Origin of the sequence: Actinophytocola sp. NPDC049390 (genome assembly GCF_044466355.1) — a bacterium.
Taxonomy (GTDB): domain Bacteria; phylum Actinomycetota; class Actinomycetes; order Mycobacteriales; family Pseudonocardiaceae; genus Actinophytocola.
Genome location: NZ_JBITMQ010000023.1, coordinates 77655 through 97329, shown reverse-complemented (window position 1 = coordinate 97329; position 19675 = coordinate 77655). Strand labels below are relative to the sequence as shown.

Below are 19675 nucleotides of genomic sequence, written 5' to 3'. Positions count from 1 at the left end.
TCACGCGATTTCTGTCACACCAGCCCCTTAACATCCGTCGTTGCCGCGCCGTTATCGTCGGGCCCGTGACCGATGTGGAGTTGTCATTCCAGGCACCGAACTGTGAGCCCGGCGACAACTGGTGTGAGATCGTGGACCGGTTGACCGGCAGCCAGTGGCTCGCGCAGTCCGCGAACTGGCTCATCGCCAAGCCGCTCACGATCATCCTGATCCTGGCCGTCGCGATGATCATCCGGTCCATCGCACGCAGGCTGATCGACCGGCTCACCCGGGCCAGCGGCGGCAGGGTCCCCACGTTGCTGCGGCCGTTGAAGGAACGCGCCCCCCAGGCGCTGGGCACGTTGCTGTCCGAACGGCGGGCCCAGCGGGCCAAGACGATCGGCTCCGTCTTCAAGTCGATCACGTCGGTGCTCGTGTTCGGGATCGCGTTCATGATGATCCTCGCCGAACTGGGCGTGAACCTCGCGCCCGTCCTGGCCTCCGCCGGGATTCTCGGCGTCGCGGTCGGGTTCGGTGCGCAGAATCTCGTCAGGGACTTCCTGTCCGGGGTCTTCATGATGCTCGAGGACCAGTACGGCGTCGGGGACGTCGTCGACGTCGGGGAGGCCTCCGGCACCGTCGAGGCCGTCGGGCTGCGGATCACCACCATGCGTGATGTCAACGGCACCGTCTGGTACGTCCGCAACGGCGAGATCCTCCGCGTCGGCAACTCCAGCCAGGGCTTCGCGGTCGCCGTGGTCGACGTGCCCATCGGGTACGGAGCCGATGTGGGGCAGGCCACCGACATCCTCGGCCGGGTCGCGCGCGAAACCACCGAGAGCGAGCCGGTGTCCGAGGACGTGCTCGAGCCGGTCGAGGTGCTGGGCGTCGAGCGGGTGTCCGCGACCGAGGGCATCATGCTGCGGACCACCGTCAAGGTGCGGCCCGGCCGTCAGTGGGCGGTCCAGCGGACGCTGCGGGCACGGATCATGGGCGCCTTCGAGGACGCCGGCATCCAGGGCCCCGTGGTGCACGGCTTCCCCGCCACGGAGTCGTGAGCACTGATGGCAGGATGGAAACGTGGCAACACCGACACCTGAGGAAGTGACGAGCTTCTACGAGGCCGTGGGCGGCGAACCCGTCTTCCACCGCATCGTCGCGCGGTTCTACGAGGAAGTCGCGAAGGACGAGGTGCTGCGCCCGCTGTACCCGGAGGAGGACCTGGGCCCGGCCGAGGAGCGCTTCCGGCTGTTCCTCATGCAGTACTGGGGTGGCCCGCACACCTACTCGGAACGCCGCGGCCACCCCCGGTTGCGGATGCGTCACGCACCGTTCTCGATCGGCCCGATCGAACGGGACGCCTGGCTGCGGTGCATGCGCACGGCGGTCGACGAGGAGAACCTGTCCGAGGAGCACCGCCGCCAGCTGTGGGGTTATCTGGAGATGGCCGCCAACAGCCTGATGAACAGCTGGGTGTGACCCAGCCCGCCGAATTCCCGCCCGGAGCAACCCGATTGCTGGCAGGATGACCGATCGTGCGCAGAGCCGGAGACAGCCCCGAGGACGCCTCCGACTGGTGGCGCGACGCGACGTTCTACCAGGTGTACGTGCGTTCGTTCGCCGACTCGGACGGTGACGGCGTCGGCGACCTGGACGGCATCCGGGACCGCCTCGGCTACCTGGAACTGCTCGGCGTGGACGCGCTCTGGCTGACACCGTTCTTCCGCTCCCCCATGGCCGACCACGGCTACGACGTGGCCGACCCGCGTGACGTGGACCCGCTGTTCGGCGACCTCGACGCGTTCGACCGGCTCGTCGCGGAGGCCCATCAGCACGGCATCCGGATCACCATCGACCTGGTGCCCAACCACACGAGCGACGAGCACGTGTGGTTCCAGGAGGCCCTCGCGGACCCCAGCGCCCGGGACCGCTACCTCTTCCGGCCCGGCCGGGGCGACGGGCCGCCGAACAACTGGATCAGCGTCTTCGGTGGACCGGCGTGGACGCAGGTCGACGACGGTCAGTGGTACCTGCACCTGTTCGACGTGCGACAGCCGGACCTGAACTGGACGCACCCCGAGGTCCGCGCCGACCTGGAGCACACGCTGCGGTTCTGGCTGGCGCGCGGCGTGGACGGCTTCCGCATCGACGTCGCGCACGGCATGGCCAAGCCTGCCGACCTGCCGGACATGGACCTGCGGGCGGGCAACCGGATCGGCCAGCACGACCTGTTCGACCCGCGGTTCGACGACGACGGCGTGCACGACATCCACCGGCTCGTCCGCCGCGTCCTCGACGAGTACCCGGGCACCATGGCCGTCGGCGAGATCTGGGTGACCGACAACGAGCGGCTCGCCCGCTACCTGCGCCCCGACGAGCTGCACCTGGGCTTCAACTTCCGGCTGGTGCTGGCGCCGTTCGACGCGGCCGCGCTCCACACCGCCATCGAGGCGTCGCTGGAGACCGCCGCCGTCGCCGGGGTGCCGCCGACGTGGACCCTGTCGAACCACGACGTGGCCCGCGAGGTGACCCGGTACGGCGACGGGCACCACGGCAGGCAGCGGGCGCGGGCGATGGCGCTCGTCGAGCTGGGCCTGCCCGGCGTGGTCTACCTGTACAACGGCGAGGAGCTGGGCCTGCCGAACGTGGAGCTGCCGGACTGGGCCATCCAGGACCCGAAGTACTTCCGTTCCGGCGGCGAGATCCGCGGGCGCGACGGTTGCCGCGTGCCGCTGCCGTGGGAGGGCGACGAGCCGCCGTTCGGTTTCTCCCCCGGGGCGTCGACGTGGCTGCCGATGCCGCCGGACTGGGCGAAGCTGACCGTGGAGCACCAGCTGGAGGACGCGGACTCGACGCTGTCGCTGTACCGGCACGCGATCGAGCTGCGGAAGACCCACACGGCGTTCGCGGGCACCGAGCTGGAGTGGTACGGCGCGCCCGAGGGCTGTTTCGCGTACCGCCGCAAGGGCGGCGGGCTGGTGTGCGTTCTCAACGCGTCCGAGACCGCGGTGCCGCTGCCCGCTGGCGAGATCCTGCTGACGAGCGGCGCGCTGTCCGACGGCCTGCTGCCACCGGACACCGCGGCCTGGCTGGTCTAGCAGCCAGTGTCCCGACTTCCCGGATCCCGAAGCCGGGACGCTGACTAGAACCCGCTGCCGGCCTCGCCGAAGCCCGGGTCGATCTCCGGTTGCTCCGGTTCGGGGTCGTCGGACAGTGCGGCGCCCGCGGCGAACGCCGCCACCGGGCCGGCACCCCACGCCACGTTGCGGATCGTGTTGGCGCGGCGTTCCTTGGCGCTCAGCGGCTCGAGGGGCTCCGACGGGTACTGGACGTGCCTCGGCCGTGCCGGACCGTCCTCCGGTTCGCGGCCGTCCCACTCGTCGTGCTTGGGCACGGTCTGGTCCAGGAACCGGCGCGCCGGGTCCTCTGGCTCGCTCATGCCGTCATCGAACCCTAGACGAGCAACGGCAGCAAGGCGTGCCTGCGGCGGACCACCGCGCCGAAGCGGGCGTCGATCCGCAGCCACGCGTCCGTGGCCGTGACCCGCACGTGCTCGCTCTCGCCGGACCCCAGGAAGCCCATGCCCGACATGGCGAACAGGCACCGCATGGGGATCTTCACCTCGAGACCGTCGCCGGACACCGTGAGCACCGTCTGGTCGAGCAGCGACGCGGGCGGGGTGCCGTGCGGGCCCTGGTTCTCCCGCGCCAGCTCCAGGCCGCGCTCGGTCAGCTCCGTGACGACCTTCGCGGGCAGCTGCTCCTCCACGACCTGCCAGTGCGCCTGCGGGGGCAGCGCCGACCGCCACTGCATGTCAACCGCACGGCCGGGGTCGACCCGGTCGGCCCGCGAGACCGCGAGGGCGGCCAGCAGGTCGTTGCCGAACACGGTCACGTCGCCCGGGTCCATCGTGCCCAGCACGGTGCGGGTGGCGAGCACGTCGAACGGGGTCGCGACCCACGCGTCGACCCGTCCGCCGTCGCGGGTGCGCAGGCGCACCACGGTCTGCCCGTCGAGGCGGACCGCCCGCGCGACGAACGCGCCGAGGTCGTCCCGTTCGGACTGGTCGGTGAAACTCAGCTCAGGCACCGTTGCTCCCACTCCGGTACGCGGCAAGGAAATCGCGCTCGCCCTCGGTGAGCCTGCGCGGCCTGCCGCTGCTCGTGTCGTACGGCACGAGCAGTGTCTGCGCGGTCACCGCGGGCATCTCCTCCAACGGTCCAATGTGGACCTTGTAGTCGAGGGTGAAGGCCGCGTGCCGCATCTCCCGGACGCTCATCGACACCCGCACCGGACTGCCGTCCGCCACCAACGGCATCAAGTAGTCCACGACCAGCCGCGCCACCACCACACCGCGCGCCATGCCCTCGGCGCCCAGCCGTGCCGCCTCGGTGAAGAGCAGCTCGACGCGGGCCTCTTCCAGCAGCGTCACGGTGTTGGCGTGGTTGACGTGACCGTACGCGTCCATGTCCGACCAGCGCGGACGGACCTCGGCGATGAAGACACCCACTACCGAACCATACTGCGCACCTGCCGAGTGGCCACCGACAGTGTCGCGAGGTCCAGAGCGCCCACCCGGCGGATCTCCTCCAGGGACTCACGCGACCGCGAGATGCGCCGGGAGTTGGCGTGTTCCCAGTTCTCGATCTTCTCGTCCGCCGAGGTGCCGGGGTCGCTCTGGCGCAGCACGTCGAGCGTGATCGCACGCAGCGACGAGTACAGGTCGTCCCGCAGCGCGAGCCTGGCGAGCGCGTGCCAGCGGTTGCCCCGTTCCAGCGCACTGATCGACGTCAGCATCGAGTCGATGTTGAGGTGCTCGGACAGCGCGTAGTACAGCTCGGCGGTCTCGCGCGGGCTGCGCTCGATGTCGAGCCCGTCACGGTCGGCCAGCTCGGCGACCTCGGTGATGTCCAGCAGCGCGTAGCAGTCCAGCAGGGACGCGATGCGCTGCGCGAGCGCGGTCGGCACACCGACGGCCACCAGCTCGTCGGCCTGGCGTGCGACGGCCTCCTGTTCCGCGCCGCGCAACAGGTTCGGCACCTCCGGCACCAGCTCGGCGACCACCTTGTGGAACCGGTTGATCTCCGCACCCACCGCGAGCGGCTGCGGCCGGTTCGACAGCAGCCAGCGGGACGCGCGGTCCAGCAGGCGGCGGGTCTCCAACATCATGTGGTCAGCCGTGTCGGTGGGCACCACGTTGTCCAGCGCGTGGATGTCGCGCCACATGTCCGGCAGGTCGTAGATCTTGGTGACCGCCGTGAACGCGCGCACGGCGTCGGTCGCGGACGCGTTCATCTCCTCGGCCAGCCGGTACGCGTACGACACGCCGCCACCGTCGACCACCTCGTTGACGACCAGTGTGGTGGTGATCTGGCGACGCAGCGGGTGGTCGTGGATGTCGGCGGCGAACCGCTCCCGCAGCTGTGTCGGGAAGTACTCCGGGAGCCGCCGCGAGAACACGTCCGCGTCGGGCAGCTCGGAGGCCAGCACCTCGTGCTTGAGCCGCAGCTTCACGTGCGCGAGCAGCGTCGCCAGCTCCGGTGAGGTGAGGCCCTCGCCCTTCTTGTCCATGTCCCGGAACCGCGCCTTGGTCGGCAACGCCTCCAGGTCGCGGTCCAGGCCGGAGTTCGTCTCCAGGTCGTTGACCAGCCGTGCGAGCACGGTCAGCATCGGCACCGCGTGCGCGCGGCTCACGCCGAGCACCGCGTTCTGCGAGTAGTTGTCGGCCAGCACGAGGTGGGCGACCTCGTCGGTCATCTCCGCGAGCAGCTCGTCGCGCTGTTCCCGCGCGAGTGTGCCGCGCGCGACCAGCTGGTCGAGCAGGATCTTGATGTTGACCTCGTGGTCGGAGCAGTCCACACCAGCCGAGTTGTCCAGCGCGTCGGTGTTGACCTTGCCCCCCGCCCGCGCGACCTCGATGCGGCCGCGTTGCGTGAGGCCCAGGTTGCCGCCCTCGCCGACGACCTTCACCCGCAGGTCGGTGCCGTCGACGCGGACCGCGTCGTTGGCCTTGTCGCCCACGTCCGCGTGCGACTCCGTCCCGGCCTTCACGTAGGTGCCGATGCCGCCGTTCCACAGCAGGTCGACGGGCGCGAGCAGGATCGCCTTCATCAACTCCGGCGGCGACAGCTTCGTGACGCCTTCCGGCAGGCCCAGCGCGACCCGCGCCTGCTCACTGACCGGGATCGACTTCAGCGTGCGCGGCCACACGCCACCACCCTCGCTGATCAGCGACCGGTCGTAGTCGTCCCAGCTGGAACGCGGCAGCTCGAACAGGCGCCGCCGCTCCGCGTAGGACGTGGCGGCGTCCGGGTTCGGGTCGATGAACACGTGCATGTGGTTGAACGCGGCGACGAGCCGGATGTGCTCACTCAGCAGCATGCCGTTGCCGAACACGTCACCTGCCATGTCGCCGATGCCGACGACCGTGAAGTCCTCGGTCTGGGTGTCCTTGCCCAGCTCCCGGAAGTGCCGTTTCACGCTCTCCCACGCACCGCGGGCGGTGATGCCCATGGCCTTGTGGTCGTAGCCGACCGAGCCGCCCGAGGCGAACGCGTCACCGAGCCAGAAGCCGTAGCTCGCGGCGACCTCGTTCGCGATGTCGGAGAACTTCGCGGTGCCCTTGTCAGCGGCGACGACCAGGTAGGTGTCGTCGGCGTCGTAGCGGACCACGTCACGGGCTGGCACGACCTCGCCGGCACGCAGATTGTCGGTCAGGTCCAGCAGGCCGGAGATGAACATGCGGTAGCAGGCGACGCCCTCGGCCATGAAGGCCTCGCGGTCGTCACCGGCGGGCGGGCGTTTCACCACAAACCCGCCCTTCGCACCGACGGGCACGATCACCGCGTTCTTCACGGCCTGCGCCTTGACCAGGCCGAGGATCTCCGTGCGGAAGTCGGCACGGCGGTCGGACCAGCGCAGCCCGCCACGCGCGACCGGCCCGAACCGCAGGTGCACGCCCTCGACGCGCGGCGAGTACACGAAGATCTCGAACTTCGGCCTCGGGTCGGGCAGGTCGATGACCTGCGCCGGGTCGAGCTTGATGGCGAGGTAGGGCCGCGGCTCGCCACCGTCGTCACGCACGTTGTAGTTGGTCCGCAGCGTGGCCCGGATGAGCGCCAGCAGGCTGCGCAGGATGCGGTCGGCGTCGAGGCTCGTGACCTCGTCGATCATCGAGGTGATCTCGGCGACCTGGGTGTCCATCGCCCGCTCGCGCACCTCGTCGGCCTTGGACAGGTCGAACCGGGTCTCGAACAGGCGGACCAGCGCGAGCGCGACGTGCGTGTGGTCGAGGACCGCGGACTCCACGTCGCCCTGGTCGAACGGCACACCGGCCTGCCGCAGATAGCGGGAGTAGGCACGCAGCAGCGCCGCCTGCCGCCAGCTCAGCCCGCCGCGCAGGACGAGCGAGTTGAACCGGTCGGACTCGGCGTCCCCGCGCCAGATCGCGCCGAACGCGTCCTGGAACAGCGTGCGCTGCCGCAGCTGCTGCTCCGCGGTCTTGTCCTCGACCTCGGCCGGGTCGACCCGCAGCCCGAAGTCGTAGATCCACCAGCGGGTGCCGTCCTCGCGGTGGATCTCGTAGGGCCGCTCGTCGACGACCTCGACGCCCATGTTCTGCAGCACCGGCAGCATCTGCGACAGCGTGACGCCCTCGCCCGCCAGGTACAGCTTGAAGCGGCGCTCGCCCGGCTCCGCGTCCTCCGGGCGGTAGAAGGACATGTCGAGGTCGCGCAGCCCCTCGAGTTTGCGCAGGTCGGCGAGGGCCTCGGAGGCCGGGAAGTCCTCCTTGTAGGCCTCGGGGAACACGCTCGCGAACCGCTGTCCCTGCTCGGTCGCGGACTCCGCGCCGACGGCGACCATGTCGCCCTCACGGCGGGCACCGCTGTCGACCCGCTCGCGCTGCTCGGCGAACACGGCTTCGACGAGCCGGTCGTCCCAGGTGCGGACGGCCTCGGTGAGCCGTTCCTGGATGCGGTTGACGTCGGCGTCGACGGGCACCGCCGGGTCGGTGTGCACGGTGAAGTGGACCTGCGCGAGCGGGTTCTCCCCGATGCGGGTGGAGAACTCCAGGTTCGTCCCGTTCAGCTCGTCGATGAGCACCTCGGTCATCGCGAGGCGGGAGGTCGTGGTGTAGCGGTCGCGCGGCAGGAACACCAGGCAGGAGAAGAACCTGCTGTACGGGTCGCGGCGCAGGAACAGCCGCAGACGGCGGCGGTCGGCGAGCGCGATCACGCCGGTCGTCGTCTGGTACAGCGTCTCGGTGCTGGTGGAGAACAGCTCCGAGCGCGGCCAGTTCTGGATGACCTCGAGCATCTTCTGCCCGGTGTAGGACTCCAGCGGGAAACCGGCGCGGTGGATGACCTCGCGGACGCGGTTGCCGACGACCGGGATGTCGAGCACGTCCTCGTGCAGCGCGGTGATGGTGAAGACGCCGAGGAAGCGGTGCTCACCGGTGACCTCGCCGTTCTCGTCGAAGGTCTTGACCCCCACGTAGTACGGGAAGGTGGGCCGGTGGACCGACGACGGGGCGGAGGCCTCGGTGAGGATCAGCAGGTCCGGGGACGCGGCGTCGACGTCGGCGTCCGCGCCCGGGGTGAGGTTGCGGGTGGCGAGGCTGTCCTGGCGCAGCACGCCGAGACCGCTCGCGAGGACGGCCTTGAGCGCGCGCCGGTCGCCGTCGCGGACCAGGTCGTAGCTGCGGTAGCCGAGGAAGGTGAAGTGGCCGTCGGCGAGCCACCGCAGCAGCGCGGCGCCTTCGAGTGCCATGGCCTCGTCGACCGGCGGGTTCGCCTCCAGCTCGTCGGCGAGCGCGCGGGCGGTGCCCATCATGCGGTCGGTGTCCTCGACGACCTCGCGGACGTCGTTCAGGACGGCCAGGAGGCGGTTCTCGATCTCCCGGCTGCGGTCGGCGTCGCGGATGAGGTCGACCTCGATCGACATCCACGACTCGGCGAGCGCCTCGGCGGGCGGGTCGTCGGCGTCGGCGGCGGTCAGGATCTCCCGCAGGCCGCCGGTGACGTCCCGGTTCACCACGACGATCGGGTGGACCACCCGGTGCACGGGCAGGCCGCTGCGCACCAGTTCGGCGGTCACCGACTCGACGAGGTACGGCATGTCGTCGGTGACCAGCTGCACGATGGTGCCCGCGGTGCGCCAGCCGTCGGTCTCGGCGTCCGGGTTGAAGACGCGGACCGCGGGCCGGCCGGGCACGCGGCGTGCGGCGAGGTCACGGTGCGTGCGCACGATCCCGACGAGGTCGACCGGGTCGGTGTCGGTGACCTCCTCCGGCGGGATGTAGCGGTAGTACAGCCGGATCAGGTCCGCCATGTCCGGGGCGGCCGACGCGGCCTGCTCGATGAGATCGTCCCGGAGTTGTTCCGGGCTCTCCTCGGTTTGTGTCCGGTCCAACCCACCGGTTCTGTCGATGCGGGTGCGGGTTCCGGTCGAGCTCATGTTCAGACGACTCCACGATCGGCGGCACGACGGTGTGCCACAGGCGGCACACAGACTAAGCGATCACGCGAGGGTGACGCGCCAACCGTACGACGGAACTCTGAACCTCAGTCCAGCGACCGGTGGCGCCCCGAGGCCCCCGACTGCTGCCGGTCGTCGTCGCCGGCGACGAAGGAGTCGAACCGCTCCGGCGCACGGTGGACCTCGGCATCTTCGGCCGTGGACTGATATGCGGCGAGTGCCTCGGTGAGCAGACTGGCGATCGTCGCGGACGATCGTTCCCCGCGCTGGGGGAGGTCGTCGGGCCTGGGTTCGGGCCCGATGGGCGCGTCGTACGACGGTTCCTGAACCGTTTCCTTGACCGGTTCTGTGACCTTTTTCTCGGTGCCGCCGAAGTCGGCGAACGCGGCTCCGAGCGAGGACCGGGGTGCGTCGGTGTCGGCGGGCTCGGTGCCGAACAGCTCGTCCGCGGGCGACTCGACCACCGCGGAGGACTCGATCCGCGCCCACGACTCGGCCGGCGTGCGCGCGGGCAGTTCGGTGGCGCCCGCGACCTCGGCCCGCAGATTCGGCACCGGCCCGGTCAGCGCGTCGAAGGCCGCCATCAACCGGGACCTGCCACCGACCTCGGGCTCGGGTGGGGTGGGCGCGGCTGCGGGCTCCGGCGGCACGGGGTCGGGAGCGTCGAGGATGTCGTCGGTCCTGGGCGGGGTGGGGATCGACTGCCGCGCCCCGTTCCGCTCCCGTGCGGCCTGCGACTTGGCGTTGAGCGCGGACATCATGCGGGCGAGCTCGGCCTTGGTCTCCTCGTAGGAGGAGCGGCCGCGGGGCTTGTCGTCGGTGTCGGTGACCGTGCTGGTGTCCGTGCCGCGCAGCATCCCGCCGGTGGACAACCCGGCCAGGCTGGAGAAGAACCCGTCGTCCGTGCCCGTGACGCTCGGGGAGTCGGCGCTCGCCGGGGCCGGTTCGGACTGCCCTGCGCGATCGGACGTGTCGTGGCCCGCCGACGCGCCGCCGCCGGCAGCCGACGGCGCGGCTTGCGGAGTCCTCGTGGGGAGCGCGGACTGGCTCGTGTCGCCCCGGCTCGCGGCGTCGCGGGTCTGGTCGGTGGGCGGGGTGGCGTGCGGTGCCTCGGCGGGGGTGCTGCCGGGGGTGGGGCCTGGTTCCGCGGCCGCGGGGCCGTCCTGGGGGGTGCTGTGGCGGGCGTGGAGGCGGGTCCGGTCGATGCCGGTGGTGGCCGCCTCGCCGATGCGGGACTCGCTGAAGGACGGTTTCGTCGGGGTGGCGGCGCGCTTGCCCTGGCGTGGTTCGTCAGTGGCAGGCGGCCAGCCGGCTGGGGGCGGAGCCTGCGCCGGATCGGTGGGCAGGCCCGCCTCCGCCTGTGCCCGTCGTTCCGCTCTTGTCCAGCGGGGTGCCTCCGCCGGCTCCGCGGGCCAGCGGGACTTCGCGCCCGGGGGTTGTTCCTCGCCTGCTCTTCTGCGGCCGCCGCTGCCCGACGGGATGCTCAGGGAGCTGAGGATCGAGCGACCGGACTGCTCGGCCGGGCGCGCCTGGTCCTGCGTCGTGGTGGGTTGTGTGTGGTTCAGCGGTCTGGTGGGGGTGTCGTCGGACAGCGCCGACGGCTGCGCTGGGGTCAGCGCGTCGCGGGCCGCGGTCAGGAAGCCGGTCGGGTCGAGCTTGTCGTCCGTGGCGGCGTGGTCCGTCTGCACCACGCCGGTGCTGATGTTCATGTCCTTGCCACCGGCCGTCGCCCAGTCGGACCCACGGATGGTCGCCGCGAACTCCTCCGCCTGGTCCCTCGTCGTGGCGGGCAGCAGCACGGCCAGTTCGCTGCCGTCGGACCTGGCCAGCTCCGCGTTGTCCGGGGCCATGTCGCGGACCTTGTCCGCGAGCCCGGCCATGATGCCCGTGTCCGGGCCACGGTCGTCGTCCTCGGTCGAGTCGAAGCGGACGAGCGTCAGCGCCACCGGGCGTTCGCCGGTGCGGACCGAGTGCAGCCTGCGGATCAGGCCCTCACGGTCGAGCAGACCGTTGTCCTTCGCCATGTCGACCGTGCCCGCGATCTCCGGCGCGGTGGCGGGAACGCGGGTTTCCGCGGCCGGTTTCTGCTGTGCCCGCTCGACCTGCGGCGCGGGGGACACCGCGGCCGGCAGGCCGGCCGGGTGCGCGAGTTGACGCATGAGCGCCGCCACCGACTGCTGGGCCGTGTCGCGGACGCCGTGGTTGGCGCCCACCTCCACGAGCACGATCCGCGCGGCCCGCGACACCGCGCGCATGCGCCGGTGCTCCGCCGCACGGGCCGCCCGCATCGCCTCCAGCGCGTCCGTGGCGCGGCCGGCCTGTTCTTCCAGCCGGGACACCTCGGTGAGCGCGTCGGCGCGCAGACCGTCGAGCGTGTGGCGCTCCGCCACCCACGCGGCCTGGTCCAGCAGGTGTCTGCCGCGGTCGGTCTGCCCGGACGGCAGGTACACCCGCGTCGCCACCGCCAGCATCAGCCTGCCCACGGACGCGGCCGACGTGGCCCGCACCGGCTCGTCGACCATCGGGTGCGCGGCGTTCAGCGCCTCGTTCAGCTCACCCTCGTCGAGCAGTCCGCACACCAGCTCCAGCACGAGCCGTGCCCGCAACCGGTCGCTCTCGGACCGCAGGTCGGGACGCAGCCTGGTCAACAGGGCGAGCCCCTCGCGGGCCGCGGTGATCGCGTCCTCGGTGTCGCCGTACCAACGGTGGTAGCCGGCGGTGCGCACGGCGAGCCGCGCGCGTTCCATCCGCCGCACGTCCGCGGCGATCCCGCTGTCCGCGGCCAGCAGCCGGTCGGCCTCCGTGAGCGCGTCCTCGACGTCGTCGCGTCGCGCCACGTGCGCGACGCACCCGACGAGCCTGCCCAACGCGGACGCGCGTACCGCGGGTGGCGTCTGCCCCGCCTCCAGGACCGGCCGCAGGAGCGCGGCACCCAGGAGCGGCTCGCCGACCTGCTGTGCGCAGGCGGCGAGGTCGATCCGCACCGCGGCCGCGACGTCCGGGGCGCCGCCGGCCTCGGCCAGCGCGAGGGCGGCGAACCCGGGTTCGACCGCCTTCGCGTGCTGGCTGATCCGGACCAGTCCCGACGCGAGCAAGGCCTGCGCCCGCATCACCAGGTTCCTGGCCTCGCCGGATCCCGCGCTTGTCGAGGCATCGGTGGCGCCGACCAGCAGCGCGCGCCGGGCGAGCTGGACACTGAGCTCCGGCGCACTCACGCTGAGCGCGTCCGCTGAACTCACGAGTGCGGCACACTCGTGCAGCCCACCGGTCGCCGGTAGGTCGTTCCAGGCCGCCGCCACCGCACCCCCAACCTAGTCGCGGGTCAACTTGCGGTAGGTGACCCGATGCGGGCGGGCGGCTTCCTCCCCGAGGCGCTCGATCTTGTTCTTCTCGTAGCCCTCGAAGTTGCCTTCGAACCAGAACCACTTGGCGGGGTTCTCGTCGGTGCCCTCCCACGCGAGGATATGCGTCGCGACGCGGTCGAGGAACCACCTGTCGTGAGAGATCACGACCGCACAGCCGGGGAACTGCTCCAACGCGTTCTCCAGCGAGCCCAACGTTTCCACGTCGAGGTCGTTCGTCGGCTCGTCGAGCAGGATCAGGTTGCCGCCCTGCTTGAGCGTGAGCGCCAGGTTGAGCCGGTTACGCTCGCCACCGGACAGCACGCCGGCAGGCTTCTGCTGGTCGGCACCCTTGAACCCGAACGCGCTGACGTACGCGCGGGACGGCATCTCGACCTGGCCCACGTGGATGTAGTCCAGCCCTTCCGACACCACCTCCCACACGTTCTTCTTCGGGTCGATACCGCCCCGCTCCTGGTCGACGTACGACAGCTTCACCGTGTCGCCGACCTTGACCTCGCCGGCGTCCGGCTTCTCGAGCCCCACGATCGTCTTGAACAGCGTCGACTTGCCGACACCGTTCGGGCCGATCACGCCGATGATGCCGTTGCGTGGCAGGTCGAACGACAGGTCCTCGATCAGGACCCGGTCACCGAAGCCCTTCTTGAGCTTGTTGACCTCGACGACGATGTTGCCCAGCCGCGGCCCCGGCGGGATCTGGATCTCCTCGAAGTCGAGCTTGCGCGTCCGCTCGGCCTCCGCCGCCATCTCCTCGTACCGCTCCAGACGGGCCCTGGACTTGGTCTGCCGCGCCTTCGCGTTCGACCGCACCCACGCCAGTTCGTCCTTCAACCGCTTCTGCAGCTTCTGGTCCTTCTTGCCCTGGACCGCGAGCCGCTCCGCCTTCTTCTCCAGGTAGGTGGAGTAGTTGCCCTCGTACGGGTGTGCACGCCCGCGGTCCAGCTCGAGGATCCACTGCGACAGGTTGTCCAGGAAGTACCGGTCGTGGGTGACCGCGAGGACAGCGCCCTGGTACTGCTGCAGGTGCTGCTCCAGCCACAGCACGCTCTCCGCGTCCAGGTGGTTGGTCGGCTCGTCCAGCAGCAGCAGGTCCGGCTTCTGCAGCAACAGCTTGCACAGGGCCACCCGGCGGCGCTCACCACCGGAGAGCACCTTGACGTCCGCGTCCGGCGGCGGGCAGCGCAGCGCGTCCATGGCCTGCTCGAGCTGCGAGTCCAGGTCCCACGCGTCGGCGTGGTCGATGTCCTCCTGGAGCTTGCTCATCTCCTCCATGAGCTCGTCCGAGTAGTCGGTCGCCATCTGCTCGGCGATCTCGTTGTAGCGGATGAGCTTCTGGTGGATCTCGCCGACGCCTTCCTGGACGTTGCCCAGGACCGTCTTGTCCTCGTTGAGCGGCGGCTCCTGCTGGAGGATGCCGACCGTGTACCCGGGGGACAGGAACGCCTCGCCGTTGTTCGGCTGGTCCAAGCCCGCCATGATCCTGAGCACGCTCGACTTGCCTGCGCCGTTGGGGCCTACCACCCCGATCTTCGCTCCGGGGTAGAACTGGATGTAGACGTCATCAAGGATGACCTTGTCCCCGTGCGCCTTGCGCACCTTCTTCATGGTGTAGATGAACTCGGCCATGGGCGCGATCGTAGAGCGGTCCGTGCTCGGCCATGACCGCGGTGTGGCTGTTTTGCCTACGCGAACGATGGCGACTCACGTGCCTCCTCCCCGCCGGGCGACCCGGTTGGTCACGGCCTCGTGATCGACTCCTTTCGGTTCGTGGGTGTGCGCCCGGCCGGGCGCACCCGGCCGCACAAGGACGACGGTCACGCTGCCACTGCCACCTCCTCTCCTGGTGACTCGGGTTGGCCGTCGGGGCCGACGAGAGCGAGTTGTTCCGCGGACGCCCACGGCTGCCGGTTGACGATCACGGTGTGCCACGCGAGGTCGAGGCCGACGGCGTTGGCGTTGATCTCGGGACTGGCCCGGCGGGTGCCGTCGTCGGTGGTGTACTCGCGGACCTTCAGCCGGCCGCTCACCACCACGTAGTCGCCCTTCTCCAACGCCCCCATCCCTTCGGCGAGCTTGCGCCAGCCCGTCACGCCCATGTACATGCGGTCGCCGTCCACCCATGCGTTCCTTTCCTTGTCGAAGCGTCGTTCCTGGCACGCGATGCGGAAGCTGGAGACCCTGAGCCCTGCCCCGGTCGTGCGGGTGGTCACGTCGGACACGACCCGGCCGGTCACGGTGATCGGTGTTTCGAACATGTGCCCCAGCGTGCCGTGGACGGCCGGGGGACGGCGGAAGTTACCGCCGGGTTGTGGATCAGCGGCCAAGCTGTGGACAACCCGGGGCGAGCCGAACCAGGAAGGGCCGGGACTGTCGGCGGGGTGTGGTAGCGACCACGAAATGAGTGAGGGCTCACTCATTGACGTGAGTGAGTGCTCACTCATATAGTGGTGTCATGGTCGAGGACGAGAAGAGGCGCCGGGCGCCCGCGATGAGCCAGGAAGAGCGACGGGCAGCGATCGTGCGGTCCACGCTCCCCCTGCTGATCGAGCACGGCGGCAACGTCTCCACGAGCCAGGTCGCCGCGGCCGCGGGCATCGCAGAGGGCACGGTCTTCCGCGCCTTCAAGGACAAGCAGGACCTGCTCATCGCCTGCATGCGAGCCGGGATGAACTCCGACGAGGAGGTCGCGGTCATCGACGGCATCGGCACCGACGGGCCGCTGGCGGACCGGCTCACCCGCGGCGTCGAGGCGATCAGCGGCTACCTCGACCGCGTCTGGGCCGTCGGGCAGGCGATGCGGATCGGCGGCGTCTCCCCGGACGACATGCGCAAGCGCATGCACGGGGACGACGAACCCGCCAAGCCGGGGCCGCCGCCGGAGATGCTGCGCGTCTCGCACGCCATCAGCGGCCTGCTCGACGAGACCACCGACAACCTCCGCGTCGACGCCGAACGGGCCACGCGGATGCTGCTCGGTCTCGTGTTCAGCAACCGCATGCAGGGCCAGGGCTTCGGCACGACCGCAGACGACCCGGCCGAGATCGTCGACCTGTTCCTGCACGGGGTCATCCGCACCGACAAGGGGAGAACAGCATGACCGACCTCATGATCGAAGCCACCGGGATCACCAGGACCTTCGGCGACGTGACCGCCCTCGACGGCGTGAGCGTCCAGGTGCCGCGCGGGTCCGTGCTCGGGCTGCTCGGCCACAACGGGGCGGGCAAGACCACCCTCGTCAACGTCCTCACCACCATGTTGCCGCCCACGAGCGGCACCGCCCGCGTCGCCGGGTTCGACGTGGTGCGCGACGGCGACGAGGTGCGCGGGCGCATCGGCCTGACCGGCCAGTTCGCGTCGGTCGACGAGCAGCTCTCCGGGTTCGACAACCTGGTGCTCATCGCCCGGCTGCTCGGCGCGGACCGCCGTGCGGCCAAGGCACGGGCCACCGAACTGCTCGACCTGTTCGATCTCACCGCCGCCGCCAAGCGCCCGGCGCGGACCTACTCCGGCGGCATGCGCAGGCGGCTCGACCTGGCGGCGAGCCTCGTCGGCAGGCCGGACGTGATCTTCCTCGACGAGCCGACCACCGGGCTGGACCCGGCGAGCCGGATCGGCATGTGGGAGATCGTCGAGGACCTGGTCGGTGACGGTACGACCGTATTGCTGACCACCCAGTACCTCGAGGAGGCCGACCGCCTCGCCGACGCGATCACCGTGCTGTCCGCGGGCCGGGTGGTCGCCTCCGGCACGGCCGCGGAGCTGAAGTCCCAGGTCGGCAAGCGGGCGGTGCACGTCACCCTCGCGTCACCGCAGGACGCGCCCGCCGCCATCGTCTCGCTGGAGAGGCACGGCCTCGCGCCGGTGCTCGACGAGCCGCGCGCCGAGCTGCGCACCCCCGTCGACACCTCCGCCGACCTCGCCGTCGTGGTCCGCGCGCTCGACGAGGTCCACGTCGAGGTGGCCGAGCTGGCACTCACCGAACCGAGCCTCGACGACGTCTACCTGACCCTCGCCAAGAACAAGGCCGCCTGAAGGAGCCACCCATGACCACCGCAACCCTCGCGCCCACCGTGGCGCTCCCCCGCTGGCAGGGCACCGGCACCGCGTCGCAGATCACCATTCTCACCGGCCGGTCGCTGCGCGCCGTGGTGAGCGACCCCAAGCTCGTGATCTTCAGCGTGCTGCAGCCGCTGATCATGTTGTTGCTGTTCAGCCAGGTCTTCAGCGGCATGGCGAACACGGCGAGCTTCCCCGCCGGGGTCACCTACATCAACTACCTGATGCCCGCCATCCTGGTCACGACCGGCATCGGCGCGGCACTGCAGTCCGGCATCGGGCTCGTGTCGGACATGAAGAACGGCGTGCTGGCACGGTTCCGGTCGCTGCCGATCAGCCCAGGCTCCGTGCTGGTCGCCCGCAGCCTGTCGGACCTGGTCCGCACGGCGCTGCAACTGGTGATCCTGCTGGTCGCGGCCGTGGTGCTGTTCGACTTCTCCCCGGCTGGTGGGCTACTGGGCGTGCTGCCGGCGTTCTTGCTGGCGCTGGCCGTCAGCTGGGCGCTGTCGTGGATCTTCCTGGCCGTCGGCGCGTGGGTGCGCAACGCGGAGTCCATGCAGACCATCGGGTTCCTCGCGATGTTCCCGCTGATGTTCGCGTCCAGCGCGTTCGTGCCGGTCGACGGGCTGCCGGCGTGGCTGCGCGCGGTCGCGACGGTCAACCCGTTGACCTACGCGGTCGACGCGTCCCGCAACCTGGCGCTGGACCTGCCGGTCGGCAACGGGGTCATGGCGGCGCTCGCGGCGAGCGCCGGGCTGATGGCGGTCGGCATGGTGGCCGCGGTCCGCGGCTTCCGTCGCCCGCTGACCGCCTAGGTCCTGTCGGACATCTTCTTCAGCATCGCGTTGTACGCGGCGAGATCGGACTCGTCGCCCTCCGCGTCGGCCCGGCGGTCCTGCCGCCGGGCCTCGCGGTCGTCGGCGCGGGCCCACTGGACCAGCAGCGCGACGAGCACGATCAGCAGCGGCAGCTCCCCGGCGGCCCAGGCGATGCCGCCGCCGAGTCGCTGGTCGGACAGCAGGTCGAAGTTCCACCGCAGTGCGAGCCGCTGGTAGAACTCCTCGCCGATGACCGTGTTCATGCCCATGAGGATCACGCCGAAGAACGCGTGGAACGGCAGGGACGCGAACACCATGCCGAGCCGGGCGATGTGCGGCAGGCGGCGTGGTGACGGGTCGATGCCGATCACCGGCCAGTAGAAGGCGTAGCCGACCAGTAGGAAGTGGGCGTTCATCAGCAGGTGCGCCCAGTGCTTGTCCAGGGCCCAGTCGAACAGCCCGGAGAAGTACAGGACGTAGAACGACCCGACGAACAGCACGAGCGCGACGATCGGGTTGGTCAGGAACTTCGACAGGGGCGACCGGACCAGCGCCAGCAGCCACTCGCGTGGGCCCGGCGTCCCGTCCTTGCCGGCCACCGGCAGCGCACGCAGCGCCAGCGTGACCGGACCGCCCAGCACCAGCAGCACCGGCGCCAGCATGGACAGCATCATGTGCACTTCCATGTGCACGCTGAACATGGCGGGCGCGTACCGGCCGATGCCCGCCGACGTGGCGAAGAGGATCACCGCGCAGCCCGCGAGCCACGCGACGACGCGTCCGATCGGCCAGTGGTCGCCCCGGGCGGCCAGCTTGCGCACGCCCATCAGGTACAGCACGGCGAGGACGATCGCGAGGGTGCCGAAGATGAGGTCGAACCGCCACGCGGTCAGCAGGTTCACGAGCGTCGGCGGGCCGTCGATCGGGTAGCCGAGCGCCAGTTCGACCTGGTCGGGCAGGTACTCCAGCGGCGGTGGCGGCGTGCGGGCCAGTGCGACCGCGATGCCGAAGGTGAGGAACATGACCAGCACCTCGACCGCGGCGAGCCGGACCAGCAGCCTGCTGGTGCCACCTTCCTGGATGGCGCGGACGCTGTACTGGCGGTGCAGGTAACCGAACCCGCCGAGCAGCACCAACGCGACGATCTTGGCGACCACCAGCAGGCCGTAGGAGGTGGTGAACACCTCGCTGACGGGCACCCGGACCCACGAGTTGATCACACCGGAGACCGCCATCGCGATCCAGCACACGAGCGCCACGGCGGAGAACCGCGTGACGGCGGTCGTCATGGCCGGGCCGCGCTGGAACCGCCGCGCGTACATCATCAACGCGATCAGGCCGCCGACCCACAGCGACGCCGCGACGAGGTGGTAGACGAGGCTGTTGCTGGCCAGGTCGTGGTTGCCGCCGGAGGACGAGTGGCCGGTCATCGGCACCGGCAGCACGCCGAACACGGCGAGGCCGAACAGCACCGTGGTCCAGCCCCACGACAGCACGACGAACGCGGCGAACGCGATGACCAGGGCGACCCCGCCGGTGATCAGCCAGGCCTTCGCCTGCTCGAGCAACCCGATCAGCTCGAACATCAGCGACGGGTCACGCAGGATCTGTGCCACCGGGCGGCCGACCGCGTCGGCGACCAGGAACGGAACCGAGGCGACGGCGCCGGCGAACCACACCAGCGCGGACCACGCCGCGGTCCGCAACGCCGCGTAGCCGCCCGCGCCGAGGGTGCCCGACTTCTGCGGCGCGACGAGGAACGCGGCGAACAGGAGCGACCCGACGGTCAGCACGGCGCCCGCCTCGGCGAGCACCCGGACCGCGGCGCCGACCTGTACGTCCACGGTGACGTCCGGCGCGGTGTAGCTGAGCAGCACCACGGCGACCAGTGCCGCGAACGGCGTGGCCACGAAGATCAGCGGGACGACGCTGGGGATCCGCGCATGGGTGGAGGTCGCGGTGCTGTCGACGGACACGCTCTGA

Annotated in this window: 14 protein-coding genes; 6 read left to right on the top strand and 8 right to left on the bottom strand. The window is 70.6% G+C overall.

Features of this window, described 5'->3' with window-relative positions; genetic code table 11:
• The first annotated feature begins 65 nt into the window (after positions 1 to 65).
• The 3 genes from ACIBVP_RS42395 to ACIBVP_RS42385 are packed head-to-tail and all read left to right on the top strand — an operon-like array spanning position 66 to position 3077.
• On the top strand, positions 66 to 1037 hold the full coding sequence (locus ACIBVP_RS42395) for a mechanosensitive ion channel family protein (protein ID WP_396112273.1): 972 nt from the start codon (positions 66 to 68) through the stop codon (positions 1035 to 1037).
• A gap of 22 nt (positions 1038 to 1059) precedes the next feature.
• A complete protein-coding gene (locus ACIBVP_RS42390; RefSeq protein WP_396112272.1) occupies positions 1060 to 1458 on the top strand; it encodes a globin in 399 nt (132 codons plus the stop codon).
• 56 nt (positions 1459 to 1514) lie between these two features.
• The gene (locus tag ACIBVP_RS42385; protein ID WP_396112271.1) at positions 1515 to 3077 is read left to right on the top strand and encodes a glycoside hydrolase family 13 protein; all 1563 of its coding nucleotides are present in this window, start codon (positions 1515 to 1517) and stop codon (positions 3075 to 3077) included.
• Between the two features lie 44 nt (positions 3078 to 3121).
• On the opposite strand, the gene ACIBVP_RS42380 is transcribed toward ACIBVP_RS42385, so the two are convergent.
• The 7 genes from ACIBVP_RS42380 to ACIBVP_RS42350 form a co-directional block, all read right to left on the bottom strand.
• A complete protein-coding gene (locus ACIBVP_RS42380) occupies positions 3122 to 3418 on the bottom strand; it encodes a hypothetical protein (RefSeq protein WP_396112270.1) in 297 nt (98 codons plus the stop codon).
• A gap of 14 nt (positions 3419 to 3432) precedes the next feature.
• A complete protein-coding gene (locus tag ACIBVP_RS42375) occupies positions 3433 to 4068 on the bottom strand; it encodes a hypothetical protein (protein WP_396112269.1) in 636 nt (211 codons plus the stop codon).
• Positions 4061 to 4489, bottom strand: a complete 429-nt coding sequence (locus tag ACIBVP_RS42370) for an acyl-CoA thioesterase (protein ID WP_396112268.1) — start codon at positions 4487 to 4489, stop codon at positions 4061 to 4063. Before ACIBVP_RS42370 ends, ACIBVP_RS42375 begins: the two co-directional genes overlap by 8 nt.
• Entirely contained in the window at positions 4489 to 9435 is a 4947-nt protein-coding gene (locus ACIBVP_RS42365) for an NAD-glutamate dehydrogenase (protein WP_396112267.1), read from the bottom strand. Before ACIBVP_RS42365 ends, ACIBVP_RS42370 begins: the two co-directional genes overlap by 1 nt.
• A gap of 107 nt (positions 9436 to 9542) precedes the next feature.
• Complete coding sequence (locus ACIBVP_RS42360) at positions 9543 to 12695, bottom strand: hypothetical protein (RefSeq protein ID WP_396112266.1); 3153 nt, start codon at positions 12693 to 12695, stop codon at positions 9543 to 9545.
• A gap of 72 nt (positions 12696 to 12767) precedes the next feature.
• Positions 12768 to 14444: an energy-dependent translational throttle protein EttA gene (ettA, locus tag ACIBVP_RS42355; protein ID WP_396112265.1), complete on the bottom strand. Its 1677-nt coding sequence runs from the start codon at positions 14442 to 14444 to the stop codon at positions 12768 to 12770.
• A 188-nt stretch (positions 14445 to 14632) separates the two neighbouring features.
• Positions 14633 to 15073: a single-stranded DNA-binding protein gene (locus ACIBVP_RS42350; protein ID WP_396112264.1), complete on the bottom strand. Its 441-nt coding sequence runs from the start codon at positions 15071 to 15073 to the stop codon at positions 14633 to 14635.
• Between the two features lie 197 nt (positions 15074 to 15270).
• On the opposite strand from ACIBVP_RS42350, the gene ACIBVP_RS42345 reads away from it, so the two are divergent.
• From ACIBVP_RS42345 to ACIBVP_RS42335, 3 genes are read left to right on the top strand one after another with little or no spacing between them, the layout of a single operon-like run.
• Positions 15271 to 15915 carry a TetR/AcrR family transcriptional regulator gene (locus tag ACIBVP_RS42345; RefSeq protein WP_396112263.1) on the top strand — a complete coding sequence of 215 codons (645 nt, stop codon included), beginning with the start codon at positions 15271 to 15273 and terminating at the stop codon, positions 15913 to 15915.
• A complete protein-coding gene (locus tag ACIBVP_RS42340; protein WP_396112262.1) occupies positions 15912 to 16850 on the top strand; it encodes an ATP-binding cassette domain-containing protein in 939 nt (312 codons plus the stop codon). The genes ACIBVP_RS42345 and ACIBVP_RS42340 overlap by 4 nt, the downstream gene beginning before the upstream one ends.
• A gap of 11 nt (positions 16851 to 16861) precedes the next feature.
• Complete coding sequence (locus ACIBVP_RS42335) at positions 16862 to 17689, top strand: ABC transporter permease (RefSeq protein WP_396112261.1); 828 nt, start codon at positions 16862 to 16864, stop codon at positions 17687 to 17689.
• On the opposite strand, the gene ACIBVP_RS42330 is transcribed toward ACIBVP_RS42335, so the two are convergent.
• A complete protein-coding gene (locus ACIBVP_RS42330) occupies positions 17686 to 19668 on the bottom strand; it encodes a cytochrome c oxidase assembly protein (protein ID WP_396112260.1) in 1983 nt (660 codons plus the stop codon). The two genes, ACIBVP_RS42335 and ACIBVP_RS42330, sit on opposite strands and share 4 nt — an antisense overlap.
• Between the last annotated feature and the right edge of the window lie 7 nt (positions 19669 to 19675).